Source organism: Halogeometricum limi, assembly GCF_900115785.1.
GTDB lineage: Archaea > Halobacteriota > Halobacteria > Halobacteriales > Haloferacaceae > Halogeometricum > Halogeometricum limi.
Map to the genome: position 1 here is coordinate 248,334 of NZ_FOYS01000003.1, position 25,105 is coordinate 273,438.

At 67.0% G+C, this 25,105-nt stretch carries 30 protein-coding genes; 12 read left to right on the top strand and 18 right to left on the bottom strand.

The window, feature by feature from the left end; genetic code table 11:
- Positions 1-86 precede the first annotated feature (86 nt).
- The 6 genes from BM282_RS10000 (at position 87) to BM282_RS10025 (ending at position 3,952) form a co-directional block, all read left to right on the top strand.
- Positions 87-887: an aldo/keto reductase gene (locus BM282_RS10000; RefSeq protein ID WP_089880173.1), complete on the top strand. Its 801-nt coding sequence runs from the start codon at positions 87-89 to the stop codon at positions 885-887.
- 46 nt (positions 888-933) lie between these two features.
- Positions 934-1,638, top strand: coding sequence for an RAD55 family ATPase (locus BM282_RS10005; RefSeq protein ID WP_089880175.1), 705 nt, complete (start codon positions 934-936; stop codon positions 1,636-1,638).
- A 1-nt stretch (position 1,639) separates the two neighbouring features.
- On the top strand, positions 1,640-2,050 hold the full coding sequence (locus BM282_RS10010) for a hypothetical protein (RefSeq protein WP_089880179.1): 411 nt from the start codon (positions 1,640-1,642) through the stop codon (positions 2,048-2,050).
- Positions 2,051-2,110: 60 nt separating this feature from the next.
- Positions 2,111-2,515: a peptide-methionine (R)-S-oxide reductase MsrB gene (gene msrB / locus BM282_RS10015; protein WP_089880182.1), complete on the top strand. Its 405-nt coding sequence runs from the start codon at positions 2,111-2,113 to the stop codon at positions 2,513-2,515.
- Positions 2,516-2,597: 82 nt separating this feature from the next.
- Positions 2,598-2,852, top strand: a complete 255-nt coding sequence (locus BM282_RS10020; RefSeq protein WP_245758339.1) for a hypothetical protein — start codon at positions 2,598-2,600, stop codon at positions 2,850-2,852.
- Positions 2,853-2,923: 71 nt separating this feature from the next.
- Positions 2,924-3,952 (top strand): NAD-dependent epimerase/dehydratase family protein, encoded by a 1,029-nt coding sequence (locus tag BM282_RS10025; protein ID WP_089880185.1) that lies wholly within the window; start codon positions 2,924-2,926, stop codon positions 3,950-3,952.
- A gap of 1 nt (position 3,953) precedes the next feature.
- Here the strand turns inward: BM282_RS10025 and BM282_RS10030 are convergent, their stop codons facing one another.
- Positions 3,954-4,547, bottom strand: a complete 594-nt coding sequence (locus BM282_RS10030; RefSeq protein ID WP_089880188.1) for a helix-hairpin-helix domain-containing protein — start codon at positions 4,545-4,547, stop codon at positions 3,954-3,956.
- Positions 4,548-4,649: 102 nt separating this feature from the next.
- Between BM282_RS10030 and BM282_RS10035 the strand changes: the two genes are divergently transcribed.
- The 3 genes from BM282_RS10035 to BM282_RS10045 are packed head-to-tail and all read left to right on the top strand — an operon-like array spanning position 4,650 to position 6,610.
- Positions 4,650-5,042: a pyridoxamine 5'-phosphate oxidase family protein gene (locus tag BM282_RS10035; protein ID WP_089880191.1), complete on the top strand. Its 393-nt coding sequence runs from the start codon at positions 4,650-4,652 to the stop codon at positions 5,040-5,042.
- 53 nt (positions 5,043-5,095) lie between these two features.
- The gene (locus BM282_RS10040) at positions 5,096-5,824 is read left to right on the top strand and encodes a hypothetical protein (protein WP_089880196.1); all 729 of its coding nucleotides are present in this window, start codon (positions 5,096-5,098) and stop codon (positions 5,822-5,824) included.
- Positions 5,825-5,875: 51 nt separating this feature from the next.
- Positions 5,876-6,610 carry a hypothetical protein gene (locus BM282_RS10045; RefSeq protein ID WP_089880199.1) on the top strand — a complete coding sequence of 245 codons (735 nt, stop codon included), beginning with the start codon at positions 5,876-5,878 and terminating at the stop codon, positions 6,608-6,610.
- Positions 6,611-6,646: 36 nt separating this feature from the next.
- Here the strand turns inward: BM282_RS10045 and BM282_RS10050 are convergent, their stop codons facing one another.
- Complete coding sequence (locus tag BM282_RS10050) at positions 6,647-7,648, bottom strand: PAS domain-containing response regulator (protein ID WP_089880202.1); 1,002 nt, start codon at positions 7,646-7,648, stop codon at positions 6,647-6,649.
- A gap of 50 nt (positions 7,649-7,698) precedes the next feature.
- Entirely contained in the window at positions 7,699-7,914 is a 216-nt protein-coding gene (locus BM282_RS10055; RefSeq protein ID WP_089880205.1) for a hypothetical protein, read from the bottom strand.
- 171 nt (positions 7,915-8,085) lie between these two features.
- Here BM282_RS10055 and BM282_RS10060 point away from each other — a divergent pair, with 171 nt between their 5' ends.
- The gene (locus BM282_RS10060; protein ID WP_089881128.1) at positions 8,086-10,008 is read left to right on the top strand and encodes an ABC transporter ATP-binding protein; all 1,923 of its coding nucleotides are present in this window, start codon (positions 8,086-8,088) and stop codon (positions 10,006-10,008) included.
- 36 nt (positions 10,009-10,044) lie between these two features.
- Here the strand turns inward: BM282_RS10060 and BM282_RS10065 are convergent, their stop codons facing one another.
- Positions 10,045-10,860: a hypothetical protein gene (locus BM282_RS10065; protein ID WP_089880207.1), complete on the bottom strand. Its 816-nt coding sequence runs from the start codon at positions 10,858-10,860 to the stop codon at positions 10,045-10,047.
- A gap of 48 nt (positions 10,861-10,908) precedes the next feature.
- Positions 10,909-11,676 carry a sugar phosphate isomerase/epimerase family protein gene (locus tag BM282_RS10070; RefSeq protein WP_089880210.1) on the bottom strand — a complete coding sequence of 256 codons (768 nt, stop codon included), beginning with the start codon at positions 11,674-11,676 and terminating at the stop codon, positions 10,909-10,911.
- Between the two features lie 91 nt (positions 11,677-11,767).
- Between BM282_RS10070 and BM282_RS10075 the strand changes: the two genes are divergently transcribed.
- On the top strand, positions 11,768-13,423 hold the full coding sequence (locus tag BM282_RS10075; RefSeq protein WP_089880214.1) for a spermidine synthase: 1,656 nt from the start codon (positions 11,768-11,770) through the stop codon (positions 13,421-13,423).
- Here BM282_RS10075 and BM282_RS10080 read toward each other — a convergent pair.
- The 5 genes from BM282_RS10080 to BM282_RS10100 all read right to left on the bottom strand — a co-directional run bounded on the left by BM282_RS10080 (position 13,420) and on the right by BM282_RS10100 (position 16,924).
- Positions 13,420-13,710: a hypothetical protein gene (locus BM282_RS10080; protein ID WP_089880217.1), complete on the bottom strand. Its 291-nt coding sequence runs from the start codon at positions 13,708-13,710 to the stop codon at positions 13,420-13,422. The two genes, BM282_RS10075 and BM282_RS10080, sit on opposite strands and share 4 nt — an antisense overlap.
- Positions 13,711-13,830: 120 nt before the next feature.
- Positions 13,831-14,655 (bottom strand): ion transporter, encoded by an 825-nt coding sequence (locus BM282_RS10085; RefSeq protein ID WP_089880219.1) that lies wholly within the window; start codon positions 14,653-14,655, stop codon positions 13,831-13,833.
- Between the two features lie 84 nt (positions 14,656-14,739).
- Entirely contained in the window at positions 14,740-15,015 is a 276-nt protein-coding gene (locus BM282_RS10090) for a hypothetical protein (RefSeq protein ID WP_089880222.1), read from the bottom strand.
- Between the two features lie 218 nt (positions 15,016-15,233).
- Positions 15,234-15,737: a cupin domain-containing protein gene (locus tag BM282_RS10095; RefSeq protein WP_089880225.1), complete on the bottom strand. Its 504-nt coding sequence runs from the start codon at positions 15,735-15,737 to the stop codon at positions 15,234-15,236.
- Between the two features lie 80 nt (positions 15,738-15,817).
- Positions 15,818-16,924: a hypothetical protein gene (locus BM282_RS10100; protein ID WP_089880228.1), complete on the bottom strand. Its 1,107-nt coding sequence runs from the start codon at positions 16,922-16,924 to the stop codon at positions 15,818-15,820.
- Between the two features lie 145 nt (positions 16,925-17,069).
- On the opposite strand from BM282_RS10100, the gene BM282_RS10105 reads away from it, so the two are divergent.
- Complete coding sequence (locus tag BM282_RS10105) at positions 17,070-17,717, top strand: phosphatase PAP2 family protein (protein WP_089880231.1); 648 nt, start codon at positions 17,070-17,072, stop codon at positions 17,715-17,717.
- A gap of 182 nt (positions 17,718-17,899) precedes the next feature.
- On the opposite strand, the gene BM282_RS18520 is transcribed toward BM282_RS10105, so the two are convergent.
- The 8 genes from BM282_RS18520 to BM282_RS10140 all read right to left on the bottom strand — a co-directional run bounded on the left by BM282_RS18520 (position 17,900) and on the right by BM282_RS10140 (position 25,103).
- Entirely contained in the window at positions 17,900-18,070 is a 171-nt protein-coding gene (locus BM282_RS18520) for a hypothetical protein (protein WP_175501483.1), read from the bottom strand.
- Positions 18,071-18,191: 121 nt separating this feature from the next.
- Positions 18,192-18,749 (bottom strand): DoxX family protein, encoded by a 558-nt coding sequence (locus BM282_RS10110; protein ID WP_089880234.1) that lies wholly within the window; start codon positions 18,747-18,749, stop codon positions 18,192-18,194.
- 69 nt (positions 18,750-18,818) lie between these two features.
- A complete protein-coding gene (locus tag BM282_RS10115) occupies positions 18,819-20,036 on the bottom strand; it encodes a M20 family metallopeptidase (protein WP_089880237.1) in 1,218 nt (405 codons plus the stop codon).
- Positions 20,029-21,429, bottom strand: coding sequence for an APC family permease (locus BM282_RS10120; protein WP_089880240.1), 1,401 nt, complete (start codon positions 21,427-21,429; stop codon positions 20,029-20,031). The genes BM282_RS10115 and BM282_RS10120 overlap by 8 nt, the downstream gene beginning before the upstream one ends.
- A 74-nt stretch (positions 21,430-21,503) precedes the next feature.
- Positions 21,504-22,190: a helix-turn-helix domain-containing protein gene (locus BM282_RS10125; protein ID WP_089880244.1), complete on the bottom strand. Its 687-nt coding sequence runs from the start codon at positions 22,188-22,190 to the stop codon at positions 21,504-21,506.
- 79 nt (positions 22,191-22,269) lie between these two features.
- Positions 22,270-22,878: a translation initiation factor IF-2 subunit beta gene (locus BM282_RS10130; protein ID WP_089880245.1), complete on the bottom strand. Its 609-nt coding sequence runs from the start codon at positions 22,876-22,878 to the stop codon at positions 22,270-22,272.
- A gap of 71 nt (positions 22,879-22,949) precedes the next feature.
- Entirely contained in the window at positions 22,950-23,921 is a 972-nt protein-coding gene (locus BM282_RS10135) for an aldo/keto reductase (protein ID WP_089880248.1), read from the bottom strand.
- 81 nt (positions 23,922-24,002) lie between these two features.
- Positions 24,003-25,103 carry a deoxyhypusine synthase gene (locus BM282_RS10140; RefSeq protein ID WP_089880250.1) on the bottom strand — a complete coding sequence of 367 codons (1,101 nt, stop codon included), beginning with the start codon at positions 25,101-25,103 and terminating at the stop codon, positions 24,003-24,005.
- Positions 25,104-25,105 lie beyond the last annotated feature (2 nt).

The following is a 25,105-nucleotide window of genomic DNA, read 5'->3' on the forward strand; positions in this document are numbered from 1 at the left end:
GACCGGTCTCCCCCTCTCTTTCTCTCTCGACCCCCGCTACGGCCGGACCCCGGTGAACTATCGTCTCTCACCTCCCGAGGGTCGGTATGGAAGACCAGTCGACAGTCGGCGCGGCCGGCGTTCCGGCCGTCGGTCTCGGGACGATGGGACTCGACGGAGACGCGGGCGCCCGGTCGGTAACGGACGCTATCGAGATGGGGTACAGACACGTCGATACCGCGCAGATATACGAGAACGAAAGCGTCGTCGGCCGCGGCATCGCCGCCGCGGACGTCCCGCGCGAGGAACTGTTCGTCGCGACGAAGGTGTGGGCGGACAATCTCGCTTACGACGACGTCCTCGAAAGCACCGCAGAGAGCATGGCGAAGTTAGGGGTCGAATATCTCGACCTGTTGTACGTCCATCGACCCATCGACACCTACGACCCCGAGACGACGCTCGCGGCGTTCGACCATCTCCGCGAGGAGGGACAGATTCGCCACGTCGGCGTGAGCAACTTCGAGGCCGACGAACTCGACACCGCACGCGCGCACCTCGACGCCCCCATCGCCGCCCACCAGATGGAGTATCACCCCCTTTTCACCCGGCCGGAACTACTCGCCGACGCGCGCGACCACGACTACGCGCCCGTCGCGTACTCGCCGTTGGCGGGCGGACTCGTCACCGAGGTGGACGACGTCGTCGCCGTCGCGGAGCGACACGACGCGACGCCGCAGGCCGTCTCTCTGGCGTGGTTGCGCGCGAAGGGGTGTGCGGTCATCCCGAAGGCGAGTTCGGCGAAACACCTGCGCTCGAACTTCGAGGCGGCGCGGACGCTCGAACTCGACGCGGACGACGTAGCCCGTATCGACGGAATCGAGCGAGAACGAGAGCTGTTTCCCGAGTGACGTAACCCCCGGAACGATTATAAGTCAGAATGTGGAGAATATCTCTATGCGGATTCCGAGTGGGGTGAGTGGGTTCGACCACCTCATCCAAGGGGGGTTCATCCCCGAACGACTCTACGTGCTATCGGGCCCTCCAGGGAGCGGTAAGACGACGTTCACCGCCCAGTTCGTCGCAGAAGGGCTTCGAAACGGAGAGAACTGCATGTACATCACGATGCACGAGACGCGCGAGGAACTCGTCAACGACATGTCGAGCTACGACTTCGGCTTCGAGACGTTGACGAACTCCGACCAGTTCCGGTTCATCAACCTCGCGAGCCAGAAGGGCAAACACGTCCTCAACCAGTTCTCCGGAAGCGGGAGCACTTCGGGCGTACAGAGCCTGACCGACAAAGTCGTCGCCTTCGTGAACTCGCGACAGGTCGACCGGTTGGTCATCGACTCGACGATGCTCCTCCAACTGCTCTTCACGGGCGACGACCAGGAGATGACGCGCTTTCTGACGGCGCTCAAACAGGGCTCGGCGACGACGCTCCTCATCTCCGAGATGACCGACCCAAGTTCGTACTCCGACGAACACTTCCTCGCGCACGGCGTCATCTTCTTCCACAACTATCTGGAAGCGACGGGGATGACGCGCGGTATCCAGGTGGTGAAGATGCGCGGGACCGACATCGACTGCGACATCCGGTCGCTGAACTTCACCGACGAGGGCCTCGTGGTCGACCCGATGGACCACGTGGACTTTTGAGATGTACGAACGCGCCTTCGACCTCGATTGGGAGACGGTCGGCGCCGAGGAGGCGCTCCGCCGGATGTACGCGCTGGGCATCTCCACCGAGTTAGGCGACCGGTACGACGACGAACGGACGCGAATTCTCCGGCTGGCGAACACGGCCTACCAACGCAGCGTCCTGGAGTTGGCGTTCACCGAGGGTCGGAACGCGGTCCGCGACCACCGCGAGGAGTACGACTCCGACGAGGCGACGTGGGACGCACTCATCGAGGCGAAGGGCATCGTCGTCGACTCGAACGCCCCCGAACTCGACGAGGAGTCGCCCGCGACTCGCCCGACGGCCATCGAACGGGCGTCGATGCTCGAACTCGACGTGGACGATTTGGAGCGACTCAGGCTCCCGAAGTTCCTCCGCCGAGAGGACTGACGCGACGGTGCCGTGCACGACTGCCGTGGGTTCTTCGGTGTCGGGTACCTACGGTGACGCATGTCCGAACAGGGTTCCGACGCGGCGACGACCGACGAAGAGTGGCGCGAACGCCTCAGCGAAGACGAGTACGAGATTCTGAGAGAGAAGGGGACCGAACCGCGCTTCAGCGGCGAGCACGTCGACAGAGACGAGGACGGCGCGTATCTCTGCGCCGGGTGCGGCGCGGAACTGTTCGAGTCGGAGACGAAGTACGACTCGGGGTGCGGATGGCCGTCGTTCTTCGCCGCGCACGACGACGCTATCGAGACGAAGACGGACACCCGCCACGGGATGCGCCGCATCGAGGTTCTGTGTAAGAACTGCGGCGGGCACCTCGGTCACGTCTTCGACGACGGCCCGAACCCCACCGGGAAGCGCTACTGCATCAACTCGGTCGCGCTCGACTTCGACCCCGACGAGTAGAACGACGGTAACGGCCCGTAACGACCTGTTTCGCCCCGGCTACCCGGTACATACTGATTTCCCCAGTCCGGGTACTGAGGGTATGCTCCGACCGCCCGTTCACCGCAGACGAGGCAACTCGCTCCCGGTGTACGGTCTCTTCGTCCTCGGATTTCTCGCCATCGCCGGCGGCGTCGTCTACCCCACGGAGGCGCTTCTCGGCGGGTCGACTGCGACGTCGCTCGTCTCTTCGGCGAGCCCCGTCGACGGCCGACCGCTCGTCGTCGGCGCGACGGCGGTCGTTCTCGGGTCGTGCGCGCTCGTCCTCGCCGAACTCCTCTTTCTCGCGCGGGGGTGATTCGGCGACTCTCGGCCACCGCCGACTGCCGGTGACGACCGACTTTTCACCTCGGCTACTCGACACTACGCATGCACGTCCTCGTCGTCGGTGGAACCGGACTCATCAGCACGGGAATCACGCGGCAACTCGTCGACGCCGGTCACGAGGCGACCATCGTCACACGCGGCGAGACGACGGCCGACGTCCCGGACGTTCGGGAGGTGCGCGCCGACCGAACCGAGTACGAGGCGTTCGAGCGTCGGATGCGCGAACTCGACCCCGCGCCGGACGCCGTGATAGACATGGTGTGCTTCTCGGCCGAGGACGCCGAGAGCGCCGTCCGCGCGTTCGAGAACCGAGTCGACCGGTTCGTCTTCTGTTCGACCATCGACGTCTACCACCGGCCGCCGCCGAAGAACCCCGTCACCGAGGACGCGCCCCGAAACCCGCCCGTTAGCGACTACGCCGCGGGGAAGACTGCGGCCGAAGACGTCCTGTTCGGGGCGGACGGCGACGTCTTCGACGTGACCGTCCTCCGCCCGTGGAACACCTACGGCGAGGGCGGGACACTGGTCCACACGCTCGGGACGGACTCCTCGTACGTCTCGCGTATCCGCGAGGGTCGACCCATCGTCGTCCACGGTGACGGCACCTCGCTGTGGGGGCCGTGCCACCGCGACGACGTGGCGCGCGCGTTCGTTGGCGCGGTCGAGGCGGACGCCGAGACGGTCGCCGGCGAGGCGTACAACGTCACGAGCGAACAGACGATGACGTGGAACCAGTACCACGAACACGTCGCGAACGCGCTCGACGCGCCGGCACCCGACCTCGTCCACGTCCCGACGCACGTCCTCCGCAGCGTCGCTCCCGACCGGACGCGGATGCTCCGCGACCACTTCCGGTACAGCACCGTCTTCGACAACGAGAAGGCGAAACGCGACCTCGGATTCGAGTACACCGTCGACTTCGAGACGGGCGTCCGACGGACGGTCGAGTGGTTAGACGACCACGACGCGGTCGAGGAACCGGACGGACGAACGTTCTCGGACCGCCTCGCCGCGGCGTGGCGCGAGTCCACGGACTCGTTCGTCGCGTCGTTCGGACCGGTGCCGGAGTAACTTATCCGGAGTTCACGCGCTCGACGCCGCCGTCCGCTGACGCCGCGTCCGCGTGCGACTCGTCCTCGTTCGTCTCTCTGTCTGTCTCTGTCTCCGCCGACTCGTCGCCAGTCGCCTCGCCCGTCTCGAACTTCGACGACTCGTCGCCGCTCTCGCCGGCCGAACGCTCTTCCGCCGCCGTTACCCACCGCTCCGCTCTGCTCTCCGCGACGCTCGCGGCCGTCGCGACGGTGGACGGGTCCGCCCGACGAATCGCCGCGAGCGAGTCGATGCCGGCGTCGTGGAGTCGTCTGGCGTACGTTTCGCCGAGACCGCCGAGTACCGTCAGTTCGCTATTGAACTCGTCACCGCCGCCTTCGGCGTCCGTCGCGCCCGCGTCGGCCAGTTCTGCCCCTCCCGTCGTCACGTCGTCGGCGAGGACGTACCGAAGTTCGTCGTGCGGGAGGTAGCCGCAGACGTCTTTCCGCTTCGCGTCTCGAAAGAGGAGGACGCCTCCGTCTATCGCTTTGAAGTTCGCACACTCGACCGTCAGACCCGACTTCGTGACGGCGTGCATCGTCGATTCACTCGTTGTCTCCGTCGATTTCTTTCCCATGACACCACGCGCGGTTCGACCGCACGGGAGAGAGTACGCTCGCGGTGACGATGAATGAGACTCCGAGGGGAGCGTTTTGCCCCGGGAGCACCAAGCGCGAGTATGGCGTCGAGCGTCTCTCCCGAAGTCGAGCGTCTCCTGACGAGCGAACCGCTGATGGCGCACGTGGCGACGTGCCGCGAGGGCCGACCGCACGTCGCGCCCGTCTGGTACCGCTACGAAGACGGCGTCGTGGAACTGGTCACGACCGGAACGAAGCTTCGGAACCTCCGCGAGAACCCCCGCGTCGCCCTCTCGATACAGAAAGACGAGGGCGGCGACGCGAAGTGGATGGTGTCGCTTCTCGGCACGGCCACCGTCGTCGACGACGCGGACGAGACACGCGAAGCGACGCGGAAGATAAACCGGAAGTACGGCGCGGCCGAAGACGCGTGGTCTGAGAACACGCTCGTCCGGGTCCGCGTCGGAACCGCGAGTCACCGGACGTACGAGTGAGTGGCCGACGCGAGGCGAACCCTTTTGTCGGAGAGCGAGGCTACTCAGTGACGATGGACCGCAGCGCGGACCTCGACAGGCTGTACGCCCTCTTCGGCAGACTCGAAGAGCGGGTGGGCGGGGCGCGGCGACTCGCCGACTGTACCGGCTACATGGACTGGCCCGACAGGGGTCTGTACGTCTTCTTCGCCCCCGGAGAGTCCCGCGCGTCGAGCGGTCAGCGGCGGGTGACGCGCGTCGGCACGCACGCCGTCTCGGCCGGCAGTTCGACGACGCTCTGGGACCGCCTGAAACAGCACTACGGGACCGGTCCGGGGAGTTCGGCGCACCCGCACGGCGGCAACCATCGCGGGTCGGTCTATCGGCGGCGCGTCGGCGAGGCGTTCGTCGAGCGGTACGGACTCCACGAGCGATACCCCGACTGGGGAGCGACGAGCGTCCCCGACGACCGCGACCGAAGCGAGGTCCGCGACGAGGAGTACCCGCTGGAACGCCGCGTCAGCGCCTTCCTCCGCGACCAACCGTTCCTCTGGGTCGACCTCGACGACGAACCCGGACCCGACAGCGACCGCGCGTACGTCGAGCGCAACCTCGTCGCTCTCGTGAGTAACTACGACCGCCGTCCCCGCGACCCCCGCAGAAGCGATTGGCTCGGCGGCTACGCTCGCAGCGCGAAGATTCGCGCGTCCGGCCTGTGGAACGTAGAGCACGCAGACGAGTCGTACGACCCCGCATTCCTCGACACGCTGGCGGCGGCAGTCGAACGGACGACGCCGCCGTGAGCGGACTACCGGGGCCGAAACCGTCGTCTCTCCGCGGTCCTCCGAGACCGTATGGAGAACCACACCGACGCCGCGATTCTCGAACTCGCGCACGGCCGATACGCCGACGCGGGCGACGAGTACACGCTCGCCGCCTACGCCGACCTCTCGGGGACGGGTGGGAACCGACGGTCGTTGTTCGACCCTGACGGGGCCGAGTGGGCCGGCTACGCCGTGGAATCGTTCCTCCTCGCGGCCGTCTGCTACCGTCTCGCGGGCGACGACGAGAGAGCGCGAAACCGCGTCGGACAGGGTATCCTCGTCGTCGGTGACCTCCGCGACGACGTGCTCTCGGACGCGGTGCTCCGGGCGGCCTGCTTCGAGTGGGTCGGTCACCTGCGGACCGTCGTCGGCGACGCCGACCGGGCGGCGACGGCGTACGACCGCGCCGCGTCCGGATACGCCGACGCCGACCCCGAGGACGCGGTGTCGTGGACGACGAACCCACTGTTGCAGGCCGGGACGAACGCCGTCTGTCACCTCTCGCGACCCGACGACGTGCAGTGGGACGAGATTCACGGGTCGGACCCCTCGACGGCGCTCACCCGGCGCGTGCAGTTCGCTCGCTCTCGACTCCCGTCGATGGTGGCCGCCCGCATCGACGCCGGGACGCTCCACGCGCCGCGCGGGTCGACCGAGTACGGGACGGGTCAGTTCCGCTGTCCCGACTGCGGGTCCGACGACGTGAACTACGTCGCGGACACGGTGCTCTGCCTGCGGTGTGATACGCCCGTCGACCGGGTCTGAACCGACGTCTCGGCTCTGTTCGGGCGTCGCTTCCGCTCAGACTCCGTCGCCGTCGACCGGACCGTCTTCGGACAGGAGCGTCTCGGCGCGAACGAGGTATCGCTCCACTCGCTCGTGTGCGTCCACGGCCGCCGCGTCACCGGCCGCGCGTGCGTCGTCGAGGACGCGCCGAGCGTCTTCGAGCGTTTCGAGGGCGCGTTCGCGGCGTCGCTCTCGGTGGAAATCCGCCGTGGTGTCTTCGACGACGCCCAAGACGCCGCTCCGTCCCGTCGCGTCGAGCTCGAAGGGGACCTTTCGGACGCTCTCGACGACCAGTTCGCCGTCGTCGTCGCGCCGTCGCTGTTCCGGGAGATACGTCGATTCGCCGGACGCCAGAATCTCCTCGTCTTCCGCGCGGAACCGTTCTGCCGTCTCCTCGGAGAGCAGGTCCGCCTCGTACCGACCTTCCACCTCCGCGGGCGTCATGTCGTACGTCTCCGCCCCCGCCTCGTTCATCAGGACGTAGCGTCCCTCCTCGTCTTTCACGAACAGGCAGAGCGGAAGGAGGTCCACGACGCGGCGGAGACGCGTCTCGCTCAGTTCGAGTTCGCGTTCGGCGCGGTCACGTGCGACGGCGTTTCGGATTCGGTTGGCGAGCACGTCGAACCGGTCCGCGCCGCCGCCCTTCCGGAGGTAGTCGGTGACGCCCGCGGAGATGGCTCGACTGGCTATCTGTTCTGAGCCCTTGCCGGTGAACAGGACGAACGGCGCGTCGAACCCCTCGTCTCGAAGCGTATCGAGGAGTTCGAGACCGTTCATCTGAGGCATATCGTAGTCGCTGACGACGCAGTCGACGCCGTCCAGTCGCTCGGTGACGGCGGTGGGGTCCGAGACGCTCTCGACGCGTATCCACGGGCGTTCCGCGCCCGTCCGCTCCAGTCGCGCGCCGGTCAGTTCGCAGAACGCCGGGTCGTCGTCGACGTGGAGGACGCGAATCGGTCGCGGGTCGTCGTTCCCCCGACGCGTACTCGCGCCGCCGCCCCTTCGGTCCCCGTCCATACTCCCCTCTTGGAAGTCGCCGTAATAGCTATTCGGGACTCCGGTGGGTGTCAGTCGGCGTCCGCGAGGACGGCGACCCCCGTCAGAACGAACCACGCCATCCACGCCGAGAACGTGAGGAGGTACAGCGTGTACTGGGCCGTCACGCTCGTCCGACCGCCGAGCGTCGCGGGGACGACGAGTTCCGTCGTCACGAGGAGTACGGTCGCACACACCGCGCCGACGGCGACGTTGCGGCGGACGACCGGCGCGCCCGGGAGCGTCATCACCGGCGTTTCGACGGCGACGGCGAAACCGCTTCCGCCTCGTCTGCGGGGAACGACATATACTCGCGAACGACCTAGTTCGGTGGATGAGACACGACCTGACGGGCGGTGGTCGCTGACGTGTCCGGCACGGACTCCGTAGAGACGACGCTGCGCTCGGACGGAACGTCGATGTGGCGACTGTACGCGGAGTACGGACGAGACAACGTCGCGAACGCGGTGCTCGGCGCGGTGATGACGCTTCTCTCCCGGTTCGTTGGCCTCGCGCCGCCGTTGCTCTTGGGGCTGGCTATCGACGCCGCTCTCCTGCGGACGCGCCCGTTCTCGCTCCCGTTCGTCTCCGAGGCGTCGGTCCCGACGACACCCGCCGGGTTGGTGTGGCTCACCGTCTCGCTCCTCGTGGCGGCGACGCTCGTCGGCGCGGGCGCGTCGTGGCTCCAGAACTACGGCTGGAACCAGTTCGCACAGAACATCCAGCACGCGCTCCGCGTCGACGCCTACGAACGGTTACAACTGCAAGACCGGGCGTTCTTCGACCAGTCGCGCACCGGCGAACTGCTCTCGGTGCTGAACAACGACGTGAACCAGTTGGAGTCGTTTCTGACCGACGGCGTCAGTTCGATGCTCCGTCTCGTCGCACTCGTTCTCGGCGTCGGCGTCGTGCTGGCGGCGTTGAACGTCTGGCTCGCGCTCGTCACGATGGCCGCCGTCCCCGTGCTGGCCGTCTTCACGCTGCTTTTCGTCCGTCGCGTCCAGCCGAAGTACGCGCGGATGCGACGGCGGGTCGGCGAACTGAACGCCCGACTGGAGAACAACGTCGGCGGCATCGAGGTCATCAAGACCGAACACGCGGAGTCGTACGAAGTCGGCCGCGTCCGCGAGGCGTCGCGCGCGTACTACGACGCCAACTGGGACGCCATCCGCACCCGCATCACGTTCTTCCCCGGCCTCGCCGTCATCTCGGGGCTGAGCTTCGCCGCGACGTTCGCCGTCGGCGCGTTCTGGGTGCTGAACGGTCCGCCGACGCCGCTCTCGGGGACGCTCTCGCCCGGCGAATTCGTCACGTTCATGCTGTACACGCAGCAGTTCATCTGGCCGCTCGCGCAGTTCGGGCAGATAGTGAACAACTACCAGCGGGCGAAAGCCTCCAGCGAGCGCGTCTACGGGGTGCTCCGGTCGGAACGAACCGTCACCGAACGACCGGACGCGCTGACGCTCTCGGAGGTGGCCGGTCGCGTCGACTACGAGGACGTCACGTTCGGCTACGATGGCGGCGAGGACGCCGGCGCCGACGTCGGCACCGAGTGGCACGACGCCACCGACGGCCGGACTCGCTCGCCGGCGGTGCTCCGCGACGTGTCGTTCTCGGCCGCGCCCGGCCACACTGTCGGCGTCGTCGGGCCGACGGGGAGCGGGAAGTCGACGCTCGTGAAACTGCTCGTCCGCCTCTACGACCCCGACGAGGGGACGGTTCGGCTCGACGGTCACGACGTCCGGGACCTGTCGCTCTCGGACCTCAGACGGGCCGTCGGCTACGTCTCCCAAGAGCCGTTCCTGTTCTACGGCACCGTCCGCGAGAACGTCGCCTACGGGACGTTCGACGCGACGGACGAGGACGTCGAGACGGCCGCGCGCCGCGCCGCCGCCCACGAGTTCATCGAGAACCTCCCCGACGGCTACGACACGCTCGTCGGCGAACGCGGCGTGAAACTCTCGGGCGGCCAGCGCCAGCGTATCGCCCTCGCGCGGACGTTCCTGAAAGACCCCGACGTCTTGGTCTTGGACGAGGCGACGAGCCACGTCGACACCGAGACGGAGGCCATCATCCGCCGGAGTCTCGACCGGTTCGCCGCCGACCGGACGACGGTCGCCATCGCACACCGACTGTCGACGGTGAAAGACGCGGACGAGATTCTCGTGCTCGACGGGGGTCGAATCGTCGAACGCGGGACGCACGAGGAACTCCTCGTCGAGGACGGACTGTACGCCAACCTCTGGCGGGTGCAAGCGGGCGACATCGACGACCTCCCGGAGTCGTTCTTCGAGGAGGCTATCGCCCGACGGGCGACCGTCGAGAGCGACAGGAGCGAGTGACGGGGGTTTCGAGGGGACCCCGCACCGACGACACCCTCAGATGACGAACGTTCCCTCGGGGAGCAACTCGCGTGCGGTCCGCGCCGCCTCCGGCCCCGACGGGACGAGCGTCGGTTCGGTCGGCGTCTCGTCGAATCGGTCCGTGTCGGGTTCGACGCGTTCGAGCATCGAGGAGAACACCGTCTCCTGTCGCCCACCGCCGGAGACGATACCGCCCGTCTTTCGCTCCTCGAACGGCACCTCGCCCGGGTCGGGGAACTCTTCGCGGATGACGTCGGCCTTCGCTCCGATGAGTTTCGCCGCCTCCTTCTGCGTGTAGAGGCTCTCCTCGGCGTACGTCTCGGCGTGCTCTGGTTCCAGTTTCTCGGTGAGGTGCTCCGGCGATTCGTACAGCACCGACTCCGCCGTTCGGTAGCCGCTGGCGAACCGCACGTTCACCGTGAAACAGTCCGGGTAGCGGAGGATTATCGGGAAGAACAGCATCTCGGAGACGGTGAACCGCTGTTGCATCCGCCAGAGCGCGTCGAGGTAGTACGCCGAGATGGCCGCCGCCGCGTCGTCTCTGTCTCCTCGGGCGTACGCTATCGCGGCCGCCTCGTAGTCCTCGCCCGCGACGCTCCGCATCCGACTCCGGTAGCTCTTCTCTATCCCTTCGAGTTGCCGTTCGTACGCCTCCAGCAGCGTGACGTCCGGGTCGGCGAGCATCTTCGCCTTCCGTTCTTGGGCGTCGGCGACCCGCATCATGTTCTCGTGAAACGCTCGCTCGGCGTCCTCGTCGGGCAGTGGCGTCACCACCGCCCGCCCGTAGAGCACGTCCGGCACCCCGCTGACTCGTTCTCCCTGCTCCCTCATTGGGACGCTACTCCGTCTGGACGGAGTATTAAGCTCTCGGAAGTGTCATTACCCAACATTTTCTCGACGCTCGACCGCACGGCGGACGTTCGCCTCCGCCTCTCGGAGAGCGTCGACCGCTCGGTCTTCGGGCAGTTCGTACTCGACGACGAGGGGAACGGCCGCGTCGGCGTGTTCTTCGAACAGTCCGAGGAGACGGGAGAGGTCCAGTCGACCCGCTCCGGGGAGGTCCTCCAGTTCCGCGTCGGAGGTGTCCTTTAGGTGGACGGCGACGATGTCGTCGCCGAATTCGCGAATCACGCTCTCCGGGGCGACGTCTTCGACCAGGAAGTGGCCGGTGTCGACGCAGACGCCAAGTCGGGGGTGGTCGTGGGCGTCCAAGACGTCGCGGACGTCGGCGAGCGACGAGAAGACGGCCGAGAGGTCGTCGTGGTGGACCGACGAGTAGTTGTGGACGGCGACGTCGACGCCGAACGCCTCGGCGGCGGCGACGAGTGCGTCGGTGACGTCGTCGCGCGTGGGCGGGTAGTTGACGGAGACGTACGACGCGCCGAGGCGGTCGGCGAAGGCGACGTGGCGGCGGGCCTCCTCCGGTTCTGCCACGTCGACGACGCCGTATCCGCAGACGGAGACACCCGCCGCCTCGAACGCCCGTTCGGCCGCGGCGACGGTCGCTTCGTCGTCGTCCGGCGAGAGGTGTCGGCTCCACAGTTCGAGCGTGTCGAAACCGGTGTCTTCGAGGTCGGACACCAGTTCGGGGAGCGTCCGATGCCGGAAGACGACGCTCTGCACGCCGAGCGTGGGACTCGCGGTCATGGCTGCACTCGCGGCCGACGGGCGGAAAAGTGTTCCGTGGAGGGTCGTCCGTCGGCGTACCGTTGATTTAGTTCGGCACCCTCACACGAGTATGGCACGAACCCGCAGGTTCGACGCGTTCCGCCCGACGAAGCCCGAACTGGCGGTGTTCGTCTCCGGCGTCGCCAGCATGGGGCTGGAGATTCTCGCCGGGCGGATGGTCGCACCGCAGTTCGGGAGCAGCATCTACACGTGGGGGAGCATCATCGGCGTCTTCCTCGCGGCGCTCAGTTACGGCTACTACCGGGGCGGCAAACTGGCGGCGACGCGGGCGACGAACGAGCGGATGGCGCGCGTCTTCCTCCTCACGGCGGCGTACGTCGCCGGTCTCATCTTCCTCGGTGACCTCCTGCTTCGGTCGTCGTCGGGGTTTCCGCTGCCCAGTCGGTTCGCGTCGCTCCCGGCCATCACCGTCCTGTTCGGCCCGCCGACGTACCTCCTCGGCTACGTCAGTCCGTACGCCGCCGAACTCTCGGCGAAGGAGGGCCTCGGCGAGGCGTCGGGACACGTCTACGCGCTCGGAACCGTCGGCAGCATCGTCGGCGCGTTCGCCACGACGTTCCTCCTCATCCCCTCCCTGGGCGTCGAACAGATAGCGCTCCTCTTCGGCGTCCTCTCCGTCGCGACGGCCGTCGTCCTCTCGTGGCCGCGCCTCACGCGGGACGACGCGGTGGCGAACGGGTTCGTCGCGCTCCTCCTCGTCGTCGCGGCGGCCACCGGTGCCGTCGGCCTCTCCGTCGAAGGGCGCGTCGTCTACGAGACGCAGACGCCGTACCAACAGCTCAGGGTCGTCGACTTGGGCGACACCCGCACGCTCTATCTCGACGGCCAGCGTCACAGCGCGATGGACCTGTCGGACCCGGACCGCCACGTCTTCGACTACACGCGCTACTTTCATCTCCCCCTCCTCGTGACCGACGACGTGGACCGGGTGCTGTTCGTCGGCGGCGGCGGTTTCACCGGGCCGAAACGGTTCGCGAGCGACTACGACGTCACCGTCGACGTGGCGGAGATAGACCCCGAGGTCATCGCGACGGCGAAGGAGTACTTCGCCGTCGAGGAGTCGGACCGACTGAACATCTACAACGTCGACGGGCGGGAGTACCTCAGAGAGACGAACCGGACGTACGACCTCATCGTCCTCGACGCCTACCGCAAGGACAAGGTGCCGTTCGAGTTGACGACGCTGGAGTTCTTCGAACTCGCGGCGAGTCGCCTTTCCGAGGATGGCGTCCTCTTCGCGAACGTCATCTCCGCGCCGAGCGGTCCGGCCTCGCAGTTCTACAGAGCCGAGTACAAGACGCTGAACCGCGCGTTCCCGCAGGTGTACGCCTTTCCGACCGTCGGTGGAACGGTCGTGCAGAACGTCGAAGTCGTCGCCACGAAGAACGCCACCCGTCTCACCGAAGCCGAACTGCTCGCGCGAAACGCGCGACGCGACGTCGGCATCGACCTCGAACGCGAGATACGGAACTACCGGGACCCGCCCCGGACCGACGACGTCCCCCTCCTGCGCGACGACCGCGCGCCGGTCGACAGCCTCCTCGACCCGATGATGGGACAGCGATACGTGCTGCAGGAGAGCGAAACGAACGACTCCACGTCGACGGCGGAACCCGCCGCGACGGCGCGACCGACGCTCGAACCGGGCGCACGTCCGGCGGTAACGGTGGCCGTCTCGGCGGCCGCGTCGACGTCGCTCGGCTAGCGGACGTTCAACTGCTTGGCCGTCTCGGCGGCGTAGTCGGCCACCTGGTCGATGCTCGCGTCGGACTGTTCGGCGAGGACGCGCGTGAGCATCCCGAGTTGCTGGGCGGCCATCTCCTGCAGTTCGTCCTCGTCCACGTCGTTGGCGAAGTAGTACTCGTTCTGAACGTTCGGTCCGACGAGGCCGACGTACACCGACGCCGCGTCGGTGTCGCGGACGGCGTCAGCGGCCCGTTCTCGCACCTGTTCGAAGTCGGCGTCCTCGTCTCCGTCGCCTGCGTCACTCATGGCGGTCGGTACGACCTCCGCCCGTAAAACCGTCCTGCCGCCGTCTGGACCATCCGCCGTCCGGTCCGTCTGCCGTCCGGTTCGTCTGCCGCTCGGTTCGTCTCGTCTTCGCCCCGACCGTTACTCGGGCGACTCGTACTCCTGATAGATGACGTGCCCGCAGGCTTTGCAGTGCGAGGCGTCCGGGTCGTGCTTGGAGAGACCGCAGTTCGGGCAGGTGACGTCGACGTGTCCGCCGGCGGTCCACGCGCGCACTATCTTCCCCGCCTGCCACGGGACGAGGACGATGGCGGCGAGGACGGCGGCGACGGTGACCCACCGCCCGGCCTGCGTGACCGGCGTGATGTCGCCGAACCCCACCGTCGTGAGGGCGACGACCACGTAGTAGAACGCGTCGCCGAAGTTCCCTATCTGCGGGTTCGTCTGGTACTCCGCGCTGTAGAACAGGCCCGCGGAGACGAAGAACACGACGAGGACGGTCAACAGCAGTTTGAGGGCTCTGAGCGTGCCGGCCGAGACGGTTCCGAAGAAGAACTCTTCGTCCCTCGTGAACCGGTAGAAGCGGAGGACGCGGACGACCCGGACGACCCGGAGGAAGCCGATAGTGGTGATGAACGCCGGGGCCGAGAGGAGAACGAGAACCGTCGGGAGCACAGAGAGCAGGTCGGCCACGGTGTACGGGTTGACGAACTCGGAGAGGCGGTCCGACGCTCCGTACAGTCGGAGGGCGTACTCCACGACGAAGACGAGGGCGATACCCACCTCCACGCGCCAGAGCGTCGCTCGCATCGTCTCTGAGATGTTGTAGGTCTGCGCGACGAAGACGGCGACGAACGCGAGGTTCAACAGCAGAAGCGACACGTCGATAATCTTCCCGACCCGCGTCTCGTGGTCCAGTAGGTAGAAGCGGACCCGTCCTCGCGCGTCGGTCGGTACTCGCGACATCGGAGATATACGTCGCGTCGGCACCGAACGATAAAAGGCACTCGGCGGGTCGTCGCGGACGGATTTGCCGCCGGACCGTCGCGACTACACGCCGCCCGACATCGCGTGGTTCTCTTCGTCCGCGAGGTTGTGCAGACGGTCGGTTCGTCCGCTCTCGAACTGCCGCTGACACCGGTCGACCCACGACTCCGTGAACGCGGGATGTGACCGCGTCGTCGGGTCGCTAGTCGTCGAGTGGGTCGTCGCGTCCGGTGGTGCGGTGGTCGTCGCGTCCGCCGCATCGGCGGTCCCACTCGTCGGCGCTGGTCGGTCGTCGGTCGTCTGGGGCGGTTCGGTCGAGGGTCGCGTGTTCGTGCTCACGTCTGGATGTTGGGTGGTCGGTTGTCGGTCGAGAGACTGTGCTGGCGGGGAGGAAGCTACGTAGATACGGGTACGACCGACATGTTGGGTACCGACAACTGCGCAGCTATACATAATAAATGTTTGTGAGGTATGGTGTCGTGTCCGAGCGAAACCGCTCGGGCGACGACGTTCGTATCTGCACCGAGGCCGTGCGAGCGACGAGTCCACACCCGGCGCTACTTCGGAAGTGGGCCCAGAATCTCCAAACGGTAGTCCTTCGCGACGGCCGTCAGCATCGCCACGTCCGGTTCGGCGGGCGGCGGCGTCTCCATCCGTTCGGCGGGGACGCCCACCTCGGCGAAGAACTCCTCTAACCCCGACGGCGCGACCTGAATCAGCATCCGGCAGTCGTCGTCGCCGACGACGCGGAATCCGTGGGGAACGTCGCGCGGGAGGAACATCGTCTCACCCGGACCCGCGTGGAGTACCTCTTCGCCGTCGTCGCCGGAGTAACACTCCATCTCGCCCTCCAGGATGTAGAACATCTCGTCGACTCCCTCGTGGACGTGGTACGGCGACTCCCATCCGGCGGGGGCGGTGTGCTCCATGAACGAGAACGCGCCGTCGGTCTGCGTCCCGTCGACTTTGACGACGACGAGTGCGCCGACGGACCACAGCGCCTTTCCGCCGCTCTCGGTCGTAACCCCCTGACTTCCCTTGAACGCGCTGTCGTGTGACATCAACGGTATAAAACGACTGATAATGATATATAGGCAGTAGGTCGTGTGTTAGCACCGAGTGAGCGAGCGAGGTGGACCGACTAGCCGTTCTCGGTGGTGACGCCGTCGTTCGGTCCGCCGGGCGAGAGGAAGTCGAACTCGCCGGTCGGAATCGTCCCGTCGGCCCACGTCAGGCGGCCGTCCGTCTCCACGCCGAGTCCCTCGTACGGACCGAACCGTGCGGACTCGTCGTCCAGATGCGCCGCGAGGTCCGCCGCCGCCGTCGTCTCGGTGTCGGCGTACGTGTTCGCGAGGGTGAAGTGAGTCGTCTCGGCGTCGAACCGCCACGATTTCAGTTGGCCGGTCATGGCGTCCTTCCGGAACCCGCGCGAGGAGGACCCGTCCATCGCCTCCGGATAACACGTCAGCGCGTGTGCGCCGTGGACCAGTCCGAGCATCGCCTCGACGTACGCGTTGCCGTCGGGGTAGGGCGCCTCTTCGTCGCGCTTCGTGTCGATTATCGCCTTCGCACGTGCCAGAGTGTCGTCGTCGCGTCCCGACGACACCGCCAACACGGCGTCCTCCGAGACGGCGTAGGCGTAGTAGCCGTCGTAGAGCGCGAACCCCCGGTACCGCTCGGGGTCGCCGCGCGGCGTCCGCGTCGCCGTCGTCGGCGTCTCCATCGGCGTCGCCGTTCCACTCCCCGTCGTCGCCGTCCGGGAGTCGCCGGTGCGCCGGTCTCTCCGGAGTCGTTCGTCTATCGCGTCGGGGTCGAACGACCCGAGAGCGATGGTCGCGTGAAAGCCGACTCGGAGCGTCGCGTCGACGTCGGCCACGTCGACGAGTTCGTCGCTGGGCATCGCCCGGTACGCCTCCTGCCGAAGTCGCTCGAAGGCGTTCGGGTGGAGCGCCTCCCGATAGCGGCGTATCGCCGCCAGGTCGGAGTAGCGAACGCCGTACCCATCTCGGAGCGGTGTGCGTCGAGGGTCGGGAAGCCACTCGAACGCGGCGGTCGTTCGTTCGACTGCGTCGGCGCTTCCGCCTCGGCCGTCCGGGGACCGACTGTCCTTCGCCGCTGTTTCCGTGGTGGTTCCGGCGGGGACCGTCCCACCCGTCGAACCGCCGAGACACCCGGCGAGCGTCGCGAGAACGCCGCCGCCGAGAGCGAGGCCGGTCTGTCGGAGGAGGGTTCGTCGTGTGCGGGGCACGGGTCGAACTCGTCAGACCGCTGTGATAAGCTTTGTCGAGTGTGGCGTCGGGTCACCTCCGACACTCACCGGAGGCTGATGCGGACCGTTCCGACCCGGCAATCGGCGATGAGATATTTGTGGGTCCTGTCCGTATCCGGCCGCTATGAACGTCGTCGACACCGTGATGCAGGCCTATCCGTACCTGTTCCATCCGGCCGTCGTCCTCGGACTCGGCGCAGTCCTGACGATTCACTGGGAGTGGTCACGGCAGTCCGCGCCCGCGTCCGACCTGTGGCGTCGCGTCGCCGTGTTCCTCGCCGCGGGTGCGCTGTCACTGCTCCCGTCGGCGGTGTACATGGTCGTCACCGGGTCGGGCCCGATGGAGACGATGCAGGGGAACGGCGCGCAAGTCGACGCACTCGTCGCGGGCGGTATCGGCGTCGTCGCCGGGACGACGTGGTACCTCTGGCGACGGTTCGACTGGGGAGCGGCCGTCCCTCGTCTGATGGAGACGTACGCCATCGTCGCCGTCCCTTACGTCGCACTCTCGCCGGTGTGGAACGTCTCGGGACACGTCCTGCTGTCGCTGACCCCCGCGCTGTTCCTCACGCTCCTCGACAGGCGGTACTGGCCGACGCTCGCGGTGCCCGTCGTGATGGTCCCGAACCGCATCTACGTCGACGCACACACGTGGCCGCAGGCCATCGGCGCGTTCCTCCTCGGCACGGTCCTCGTCGTGGGGGTGTATCGGCTTCGGGTCGACGGCGACGACTCTCTCCCGGACGCGTCGGGAGCCAGTCGGACGCACTGAAATCTCTCGTCGGTAGAACGGCCTCGGCACTCATAGGGTTCGTCACCGTCGGGTGCCACCCCGACTCGGAACGGTGCCGTCGTCATCGGCCACGCGGAGGTACCGGAGCCACCGCTAAGAGGGTTGCGAGCGACGCCGCCCGTCCGGCGTCGGCCGGGCGGGAGTGGGTCCGGCGAGCGTCGTCAGTTCGCCACGAACCGCGCGATCCAGACGATGGGAATCACCGGAATCGCGAGTCCGGTGACGAGGAGGACGAGTGCGACGACCAGTTTCTCTCCGCGACTCGAATCGTGCCAGACGGACCGCCACATCTGGTCGATGGACTGCGCCGTCCGTTGTACGAGTCCTGCCATGACTGGTCGGTGAGGGCGTGAGGTACGTAACTCTCGTGGCCGTCCGGCCGTCCGGGCGTCGTTCGGGGCGGCCGTTCTCCGTGACGCCGCGGTGAAAAGGAGTGGTCGGCGGTGCGTCTCCTCACCCGAGAACGTATCTGAGCCAGGGGTTGTCCCGGACGAACTCGGTGGTCTCGAGGTAGGCGTCCACGCCGAGAATGCGGCCCGCGCCCCACGCTCCGAGGCCGAACAGGAGGAACGCGTAGACGAGGTGGTCGTCGATGACCCACCCGTGGGCGACAGGGAGTCCCTGCAGGAGGCCGCCGGTGAGCGACGCGAGCCAGTAGAACAGCATCATCACCGCTCCCCAGAACGCCGACCACCTGACGGCCACACCCAGCATCAGGGCCAGCCCGGTCAGCGTGAGTCCCCACGCGTTCAGGGGGTCGATGAGTCCGAGGTAGTTGTTCGCCAGCATCACCCAGAACCCGCCGAGGGGGTTCCCTTCGGGTATCGCGTTCGTGAGGAATCCGCCGGCACTCCACGTCGGGTCCAGCACTTTCACGATTCCTCCTTGGAACAGAACCCACCCCATCGAGACCCTGAGGATGAGGATAGAGTACGCCACCCATCCCTCAGCGTAGTCGAACGTTACGTCCCGTCCGAATATCTCCGCGTCGAGTGCGTGTCTAGTCGACATGACATTTAGTTAATATTTCGTCCGCCGTAAAAGATGTTGCTCACGCGATGGAACTGGTCGCGGGTCGACTCACCCGCAGAACCGCACCGCCGCGTCCGCCACGATGTCCGCCACCTCCACCACCTCGTCGGTGTAGACGAACTCGCCCGCGCCGTGGATGTTCTCGCCGTCGGGGCCGAGGATGACCGTCGGCAGGTCGGCGCGGTCACCGAGGTAGTTGAAGTCGCCGACGCTGGAGAAGTAGCCGTAGGCGGGGTCGGTTCCGGCGACGGCCCGCGTCGCGTCCGAGAGTGCGGTCACGAGCGGGTGGTCCTCGTCGGTGACGTACGGGCCGTAGACGATGTCGGGGTCGGGCGCTTCGCGGAACCCGACCTCCACGTCGCTCTCCAAGTCGAGTTCGTCGGCGATTCGCTCGGCGTCCGCCCGCGCGCCCGCCATCGTCTCGCCGACGACGACGTGCCGGTCGACCATCAGACGCGCCCGTTCGGGGACCGAGAGCGTCTGACTCCCGCCGTCTATCTTGAGCGGACAGACCGACCCCGACCCGAGTTTCGGGTGGTCGCCCGTCTCCATCTCGTCCATCGCGGCGGCCAGTCGCCCGGCGTCGACGACGGCGTTGACGCCCTTCTCGGGTTGTGACCCGTGGGCGGCGTGCCCGCGGACCTCGATGTCGTAGAAGAATCGCCCCCGCGCGCCGAGGAGGAGTGCGGGGTTCTCCAGGTCCGACTGCGCGAGGATGGGGCCGGGTTCGGTGACGACGGCGGCGTCGCAGTCGTCGGTGTAGCCGTCGCGAATCAGGCGGTCCGTGCCGAGGCCGTACGGCCCCTCCTCGTCGACGACGGCGGTGAGGAGGACGTCGCCGGCGAGTTCGACGTCCGCCAGCGCGTCGAACGCGGTCATCACGGCGGCGAGGCCGCCCTTCATGTCGCAGGCTCCCTGTCCGTACAGTTTGCCGTCTTCGATGCGGCCCGAGCAGGGGTCTTCCTCCCACGCGTCGACGAGTTTCACCGTGTCCACGTGCGCGTTGAGGAGGAGCGTCGGCGCGTCGTCGGCGTCGTCGGACCCCTCCAGTCGCGCGACGACGTTGTCCCCCTCGTACTCCGTGATGTCGGGTTCTGCGACGTGGTGGTAGTGCGGGTCGTGGCCGCGTTCGGCCAACCACTCGAAGACGAACTCGGATATCTCGGCCTCCTCGAAGTACGGACTCGGGATGCGGACGAGTTCCTGCAAAAGGGCGATGGTCTCGTCGGGGTCCACGGCGGGCGCGGACGCGGCGGCGTCAGTCATCGTTGACCCCCCGAACCGACGGGTCGTACTCGTCCGAGGGCACGCCCGGAAGCGTCGACAGGATGGCCTCGACGTCGACGTCTCGCTGTTCGCCGCGGTACCAGTAGACGGTGAAGACGGCGATTCCAACCAGAATCCACGGCACGTAGATGGAGAGCGACCCCTGGTACGCCTGCGTGAGGAGGCCGCCGGCACCCAGTACGCCGACGAGGCCGGTGACGCTCAGGAGGACGGGTCGCGTGAACCCCGCCCGTCCGGCGAGGTTCGACCCCGTCCAGAGGACGTACAGCACCGTCACCGAGACGGCGGCGTAGGCGATGAGGTAGCTGAACGTCGCGATGGCGATGGCCTGCGAGAGACCCGTACTCCAGAACGTGAGGCCGGAGGCGACGACGTACAGCGTGAGAAGCGACCAGTGCGGGGTGCCGAAGCGGTCCGACACCTCGGAGAACTTCTTCGGGAACACCTCGTCCCACGCCCACGAGTAGGGCATCTTGATGCCCGCGGCCATCACCGCGTGGACCGAGGAGGCGGTGGCGAGGATGCCGCCGACGGCGACGATGGTCGTCCCGAGGTCACCCATGAACGCCTCCGCCGCCGTCGCCAGCGGACGCGCCGAGTTCGCGAGCACGGTGTAGTCGGAGACGACGCCGTAGATGACCGCCGACGTGAGGACGTAGAGGACGATGAGGATGGCCGTCCCGCCCGCCATCGCGAGGGGGAGGTTGCGCGAGGGGTTCTTCACCTCCGCGCCCATCTGCCCCGCGACGGCGATACCGATGTAGGCGTAGAACAGGGGGACGGCAGCGGCGACGAAGCCGTCGAAGCCGCCCGTGAAGAACGGCTGGTAGTTCGCGGCGTCGACGTTCGCCAGTCCGGGGACGATGAGGACGAGGATAGAGAGGATGAGAAAGCCGAAGATGGCGTTCTGCGAGACGCTGTACCCCTTCGACCCGACGAGGTTGACGAGAAAGAGGACGGTCAGGAGGCCGAACCCGGCGAGAGCGGGGTCTATCGACGGGTAGAACACCTGTAGATAGCTCCCGAAGCCGATGGCCAACACGGCGTCGGCCGCCATGTAGCCGAGCCACTTCGACCACGTGACGAGAAAGCCGGGGAGACGGCTGTCGAACGTCCGCGAGACGTAGGCGTACGACCCCGCCGCCGCGGGGAATATCGTCGCCATCCAGCCGTAGTTGAGCGCGATGCACATCGCGAGGAGTCCCGAGAGGACGACGACGAGGATGACGCTCGGCCCCGTCGTCGAACTCGCGGTTCCGAGCGTGACGAACAGTCCGGCCCCGAGCGTCCCCGCGACGACCGTACTCACGGCCCCCAGCAGACCGATGTCACGCGACAGACTCCGCCCGTCGTTCACGTCGACCGATGACATACGTTCGCATATCTCAGTTTCGGATATAGCCCCCCTCCCTCACATGAGAGGGAACGGGCCGGACGCCGTGCGCGTCAGTCGTCGCCGAGGAGTTTCGACTCGGCCTTCCGGAGGTGTTCTAGAAGGGTCGCCTTCGAGACGTCGAGTTCCGCCGCGAGTTCGGCGGCCGTCGTCTCGCGAGGCCACGTGTAGTAGTCGCGCCGTCGAGCCAACTCGAACACCTCGCGTTGGCGTTCCGAGAGGCCGTCCAGCCGAAAGACGCCGGACCCGCTCTCGGGCGCGGTGATGAGTTCGACGCGCACGTCGGCGTCCATCTCGTCGCGCACCTCCTCTAAGCGTTCGTGGACCGTGTTTCGGGTCTCCTGTACGAGGACGGTCCACCGCTCTCTGCCGTCCTGCATCCGCACGGGTTCGTCGGGGATGAACCCGCGCGAGACGAGGGCGTCGTTGATGGAGTTGCCGAGGTCGTAGCGGACGACGATACCTCTCGTCGCGTTTCCCGGCACCGTCTCGTCGTCGACGTCGCCTGTCTCCCACACAGACTCGGTCAACGGGGAGTCTCGAATCGCCTCGACCAACCGGTCGAGTTCCGTCGCGGTGTCGGCGTAGGCGGTGAACCGCCCGTTCGCCAGGCCGTCAATCTCGTGGACGCCGTGACCGAGGAGTCCCCCGGACGTCTCCGCCGTCACCTCCAGCGTCCAGCAGTCGGGGTGCCAGATATCCAGACACACCCGCACGCCCTGAGTCCCCTCGTACGTCATCCGTGAAACAGGGCGGCGCACGCGGAAAAAGATGCGTTCTGCGACCGTCGCAACCCTCTCGTCGATACGACTCGCGGGGTTAGACCTTCCGCGCGAACGCCAGCGTCCCGCTCGTCCGCTCGATGAGCGCGCGGACGGTGTCGCCCTCGCGTGCGCCGGTGACGAAGATGGTGTACTTGCCCTTCTCCGCGACGCCGTCGCCTTTGCGGCCCGTGCCGGTAATCTCCAGTTCGTACGTCTTGCCCTCTTCGACGGCGGGGCCGGTCTGCGTCTGCGTCTTCGCGGCGCGCTTCTGGACGGGGCGGAACGCACCACACGCCTCACAGCGGAGCATGTCGACGCCGTCCTCGGTGACGAGGCGGGTGTCCGGCAGGCCACACTCCGTACAGGTGACGTACTCGGCGACGTACTCGTCGATGGCCGCCTCGAAGTCGGCGACGCTGAACGACCCGTTGTAGCGGGCGCGGTCACCGTCGAACTGCCCGTTCGTCCCCAGTTCGCGCTGGATGTTTCGGTGCAGGTGGCTCGCCTCGCGGCCGAGGGCGTCGGCTATCTGGCCGAGGTTCGTCAGACGGGTGAACGCGCCGTCAGTCTCGCCCTCCGGGTCCGGGACGGAGAGTCGTGATTCTTCGTAGTTTCGCTCCGGGAGCGTGTCGAACGCTCTGTCGAGAGAGTCTGCGTAGTCCATACGCATCGGAGTGCATCCGGACCTAAAGCCGTTCCGTGTCTCGTGGTGAACGGTGTCGCGTCGCCGCCGGACTACTCGTGACCGGAGACGGGAACGGGTTCGTACGGCGCTTCGAGGTACTCCACGTCAGACTCCGAGAGGTCGATGTCGAGCGCTTCGACGGCGTCTTCGAGGTGTTCGACGCTCGACGTGCCGATGATGGGCGTCGTCACCCACGACTTCTCGAACTGCCACGCCATCGCTATCTGCGCCATCTTCACGCCCTTCTCCTCGGCGAGTTCCTGGACGCGTTCGTTTATCTCCGGGCCGCCGCCCCGCGTGTATCCCCGGTCGTGCGACGACTCGTGTTCGCCGCGCGTCGTCGCGTCGAACTCCTCGTGCGGGCGGGTGAGATAGCCCGCGCCCAGCGGCGACCACGGCATGACGGCGACGTCCTCCTTCTCGCAGAGCGGGAGCATCTCGCGCTCTTCCTCGCGGTAGGCGAGGTTGTAGAGGTTCTGCATGGAGACGAACCGGTCCAGACCGAGTCGGTCCGAGGTGTGGAGGGCGTCGGCGAACTGGTGTGCCCACATCGACGACGCGCCGAGGTAGCGCGTCTTCCCGCGCCGGACGGCGTCGTCCAGCGCACGCATCGTCGTCTCGACGGGCGTGTCGTCGTCCCAGCGGTGTATCTGGTAGAGGTCGACCGTGTCCATCCCGAGTCGCTCCAAGGAGGCGTCTAACTCCTGCTCGATGGTCTTGCGCGAGAGGCCGCCCGAGTTCGGGTCCTCCTCGTCCATCTGTCCGTACACCTTCGTCGCGACGACGAACTCGTCGCGGTCGTAGTCCGCGAGGACGTCGCCGAGAATCTCCTCTGACTCCCCGTAGGAGTAGACGTTCGCGGTGTCGAAGAAGTTGATTCCGAGGTCGATGGCGCGCTCGATGAGTTCGCGGCTCTCTTCTCTGTCGAGCGTCCAGTCGTCCCAGTTCGTCCCGAAACTCATACAGCCGAGACAGAGTTCCGAGACGGTGACGCCGGTCGAACCGAACGTGGTGTACTCCATACGCCAACCGACGGCCAGCGGGTGCAAAAGTGTACGTGAGAGCGACAGGCTTTCCCGTACTTTGCTCGCCGGTGAACGCTCTCAGTACCGCTCGTCGGCGCGTTCGCGCGCCGCGGCGACGACGAGTGGGAGCGTGATGGTCGCGTCGCCGACGACGGTGACGTTCTTCGCGGACTTCTCCAGTTTCCCCCACGACCGCGCCTCGTCCAGCGTCGCACCCGACAGGCCGCCGGTGTGGTCGGGGTCCATCGTCAACTGGACGGCGTAGTCGTACGCGTCGGGGATGGTGAGCATCGTCTGCAGGACGTAGTTCTTCGGGACGCCGCCGCCGACGACCATCGCGCCCGCTTTCTCCGCCTCGAACGCGAGGTCCGAGAGGTGGGTCATGTCTTTCAGCGCGTCCAGCGCGAACTCCGAGGTCTGCGAGTATATCCACGCCTGAATTCCGAGGACGGAGTCCTGAATCGCGGGGCAGTAGATGGGGACGTCGTGTTCGTACGCCGCCGCCGCGATGCCCGCGTCCTCCTCGACTCCCTCCTCGCGGTTGCGTTCGAGGTTCGCGCGTCCCAACTCGGCGGTGAACTCCTGAATCGACACCGTGCGCTCGACTTCGGGGAAGACGTTCTCGCGGAGGTGGCCCTCGAACAGCGCGAAGTGCTCCTGCGGGAGGTAGACGTTGTAGATGCGGTCGACCTGTTCGTCACGGAGGTGTTCGTCGTGGTCGCGCGTCGTCTCGCCCGTCGACTTGGCCGCGTCGTCCGTCGGGTGCGGGTCGTCCGGTTCGGCGCGGCCGTGGTGGTGCTTACCGCCGATGGCCTCGATGGCGTCGTGCGTCAGGTTCGCGCCCGTCGTGACGAGGGCGTCGATGTGACCGTCGCGAATCATGTCGACGACTATCTGACGCATTCCCGTTGGCACCATCGCGCCCGCGAGACCGAACAGGTTCGTCACGTCGTCGCGGCCGAGCATCTCCGCGTACACGTCGACGGCGCGTTGGACGCTCGCCGCGCCGATGCCCGCCTTTCCGTACTCCGTGGCGAGTTCGCCGACGCTCATCCCCGCGCGGACCCGCGCGTGGCCGATGGGGTTCTCGTGGAACTCCTCGCGGTGCGGTGGCTGGTAGTCGTGGTCGTCGCCCTCGTCGGCGTCGTGGTGGTCCTCGTCGTGACCGTCGTCGCTCATAT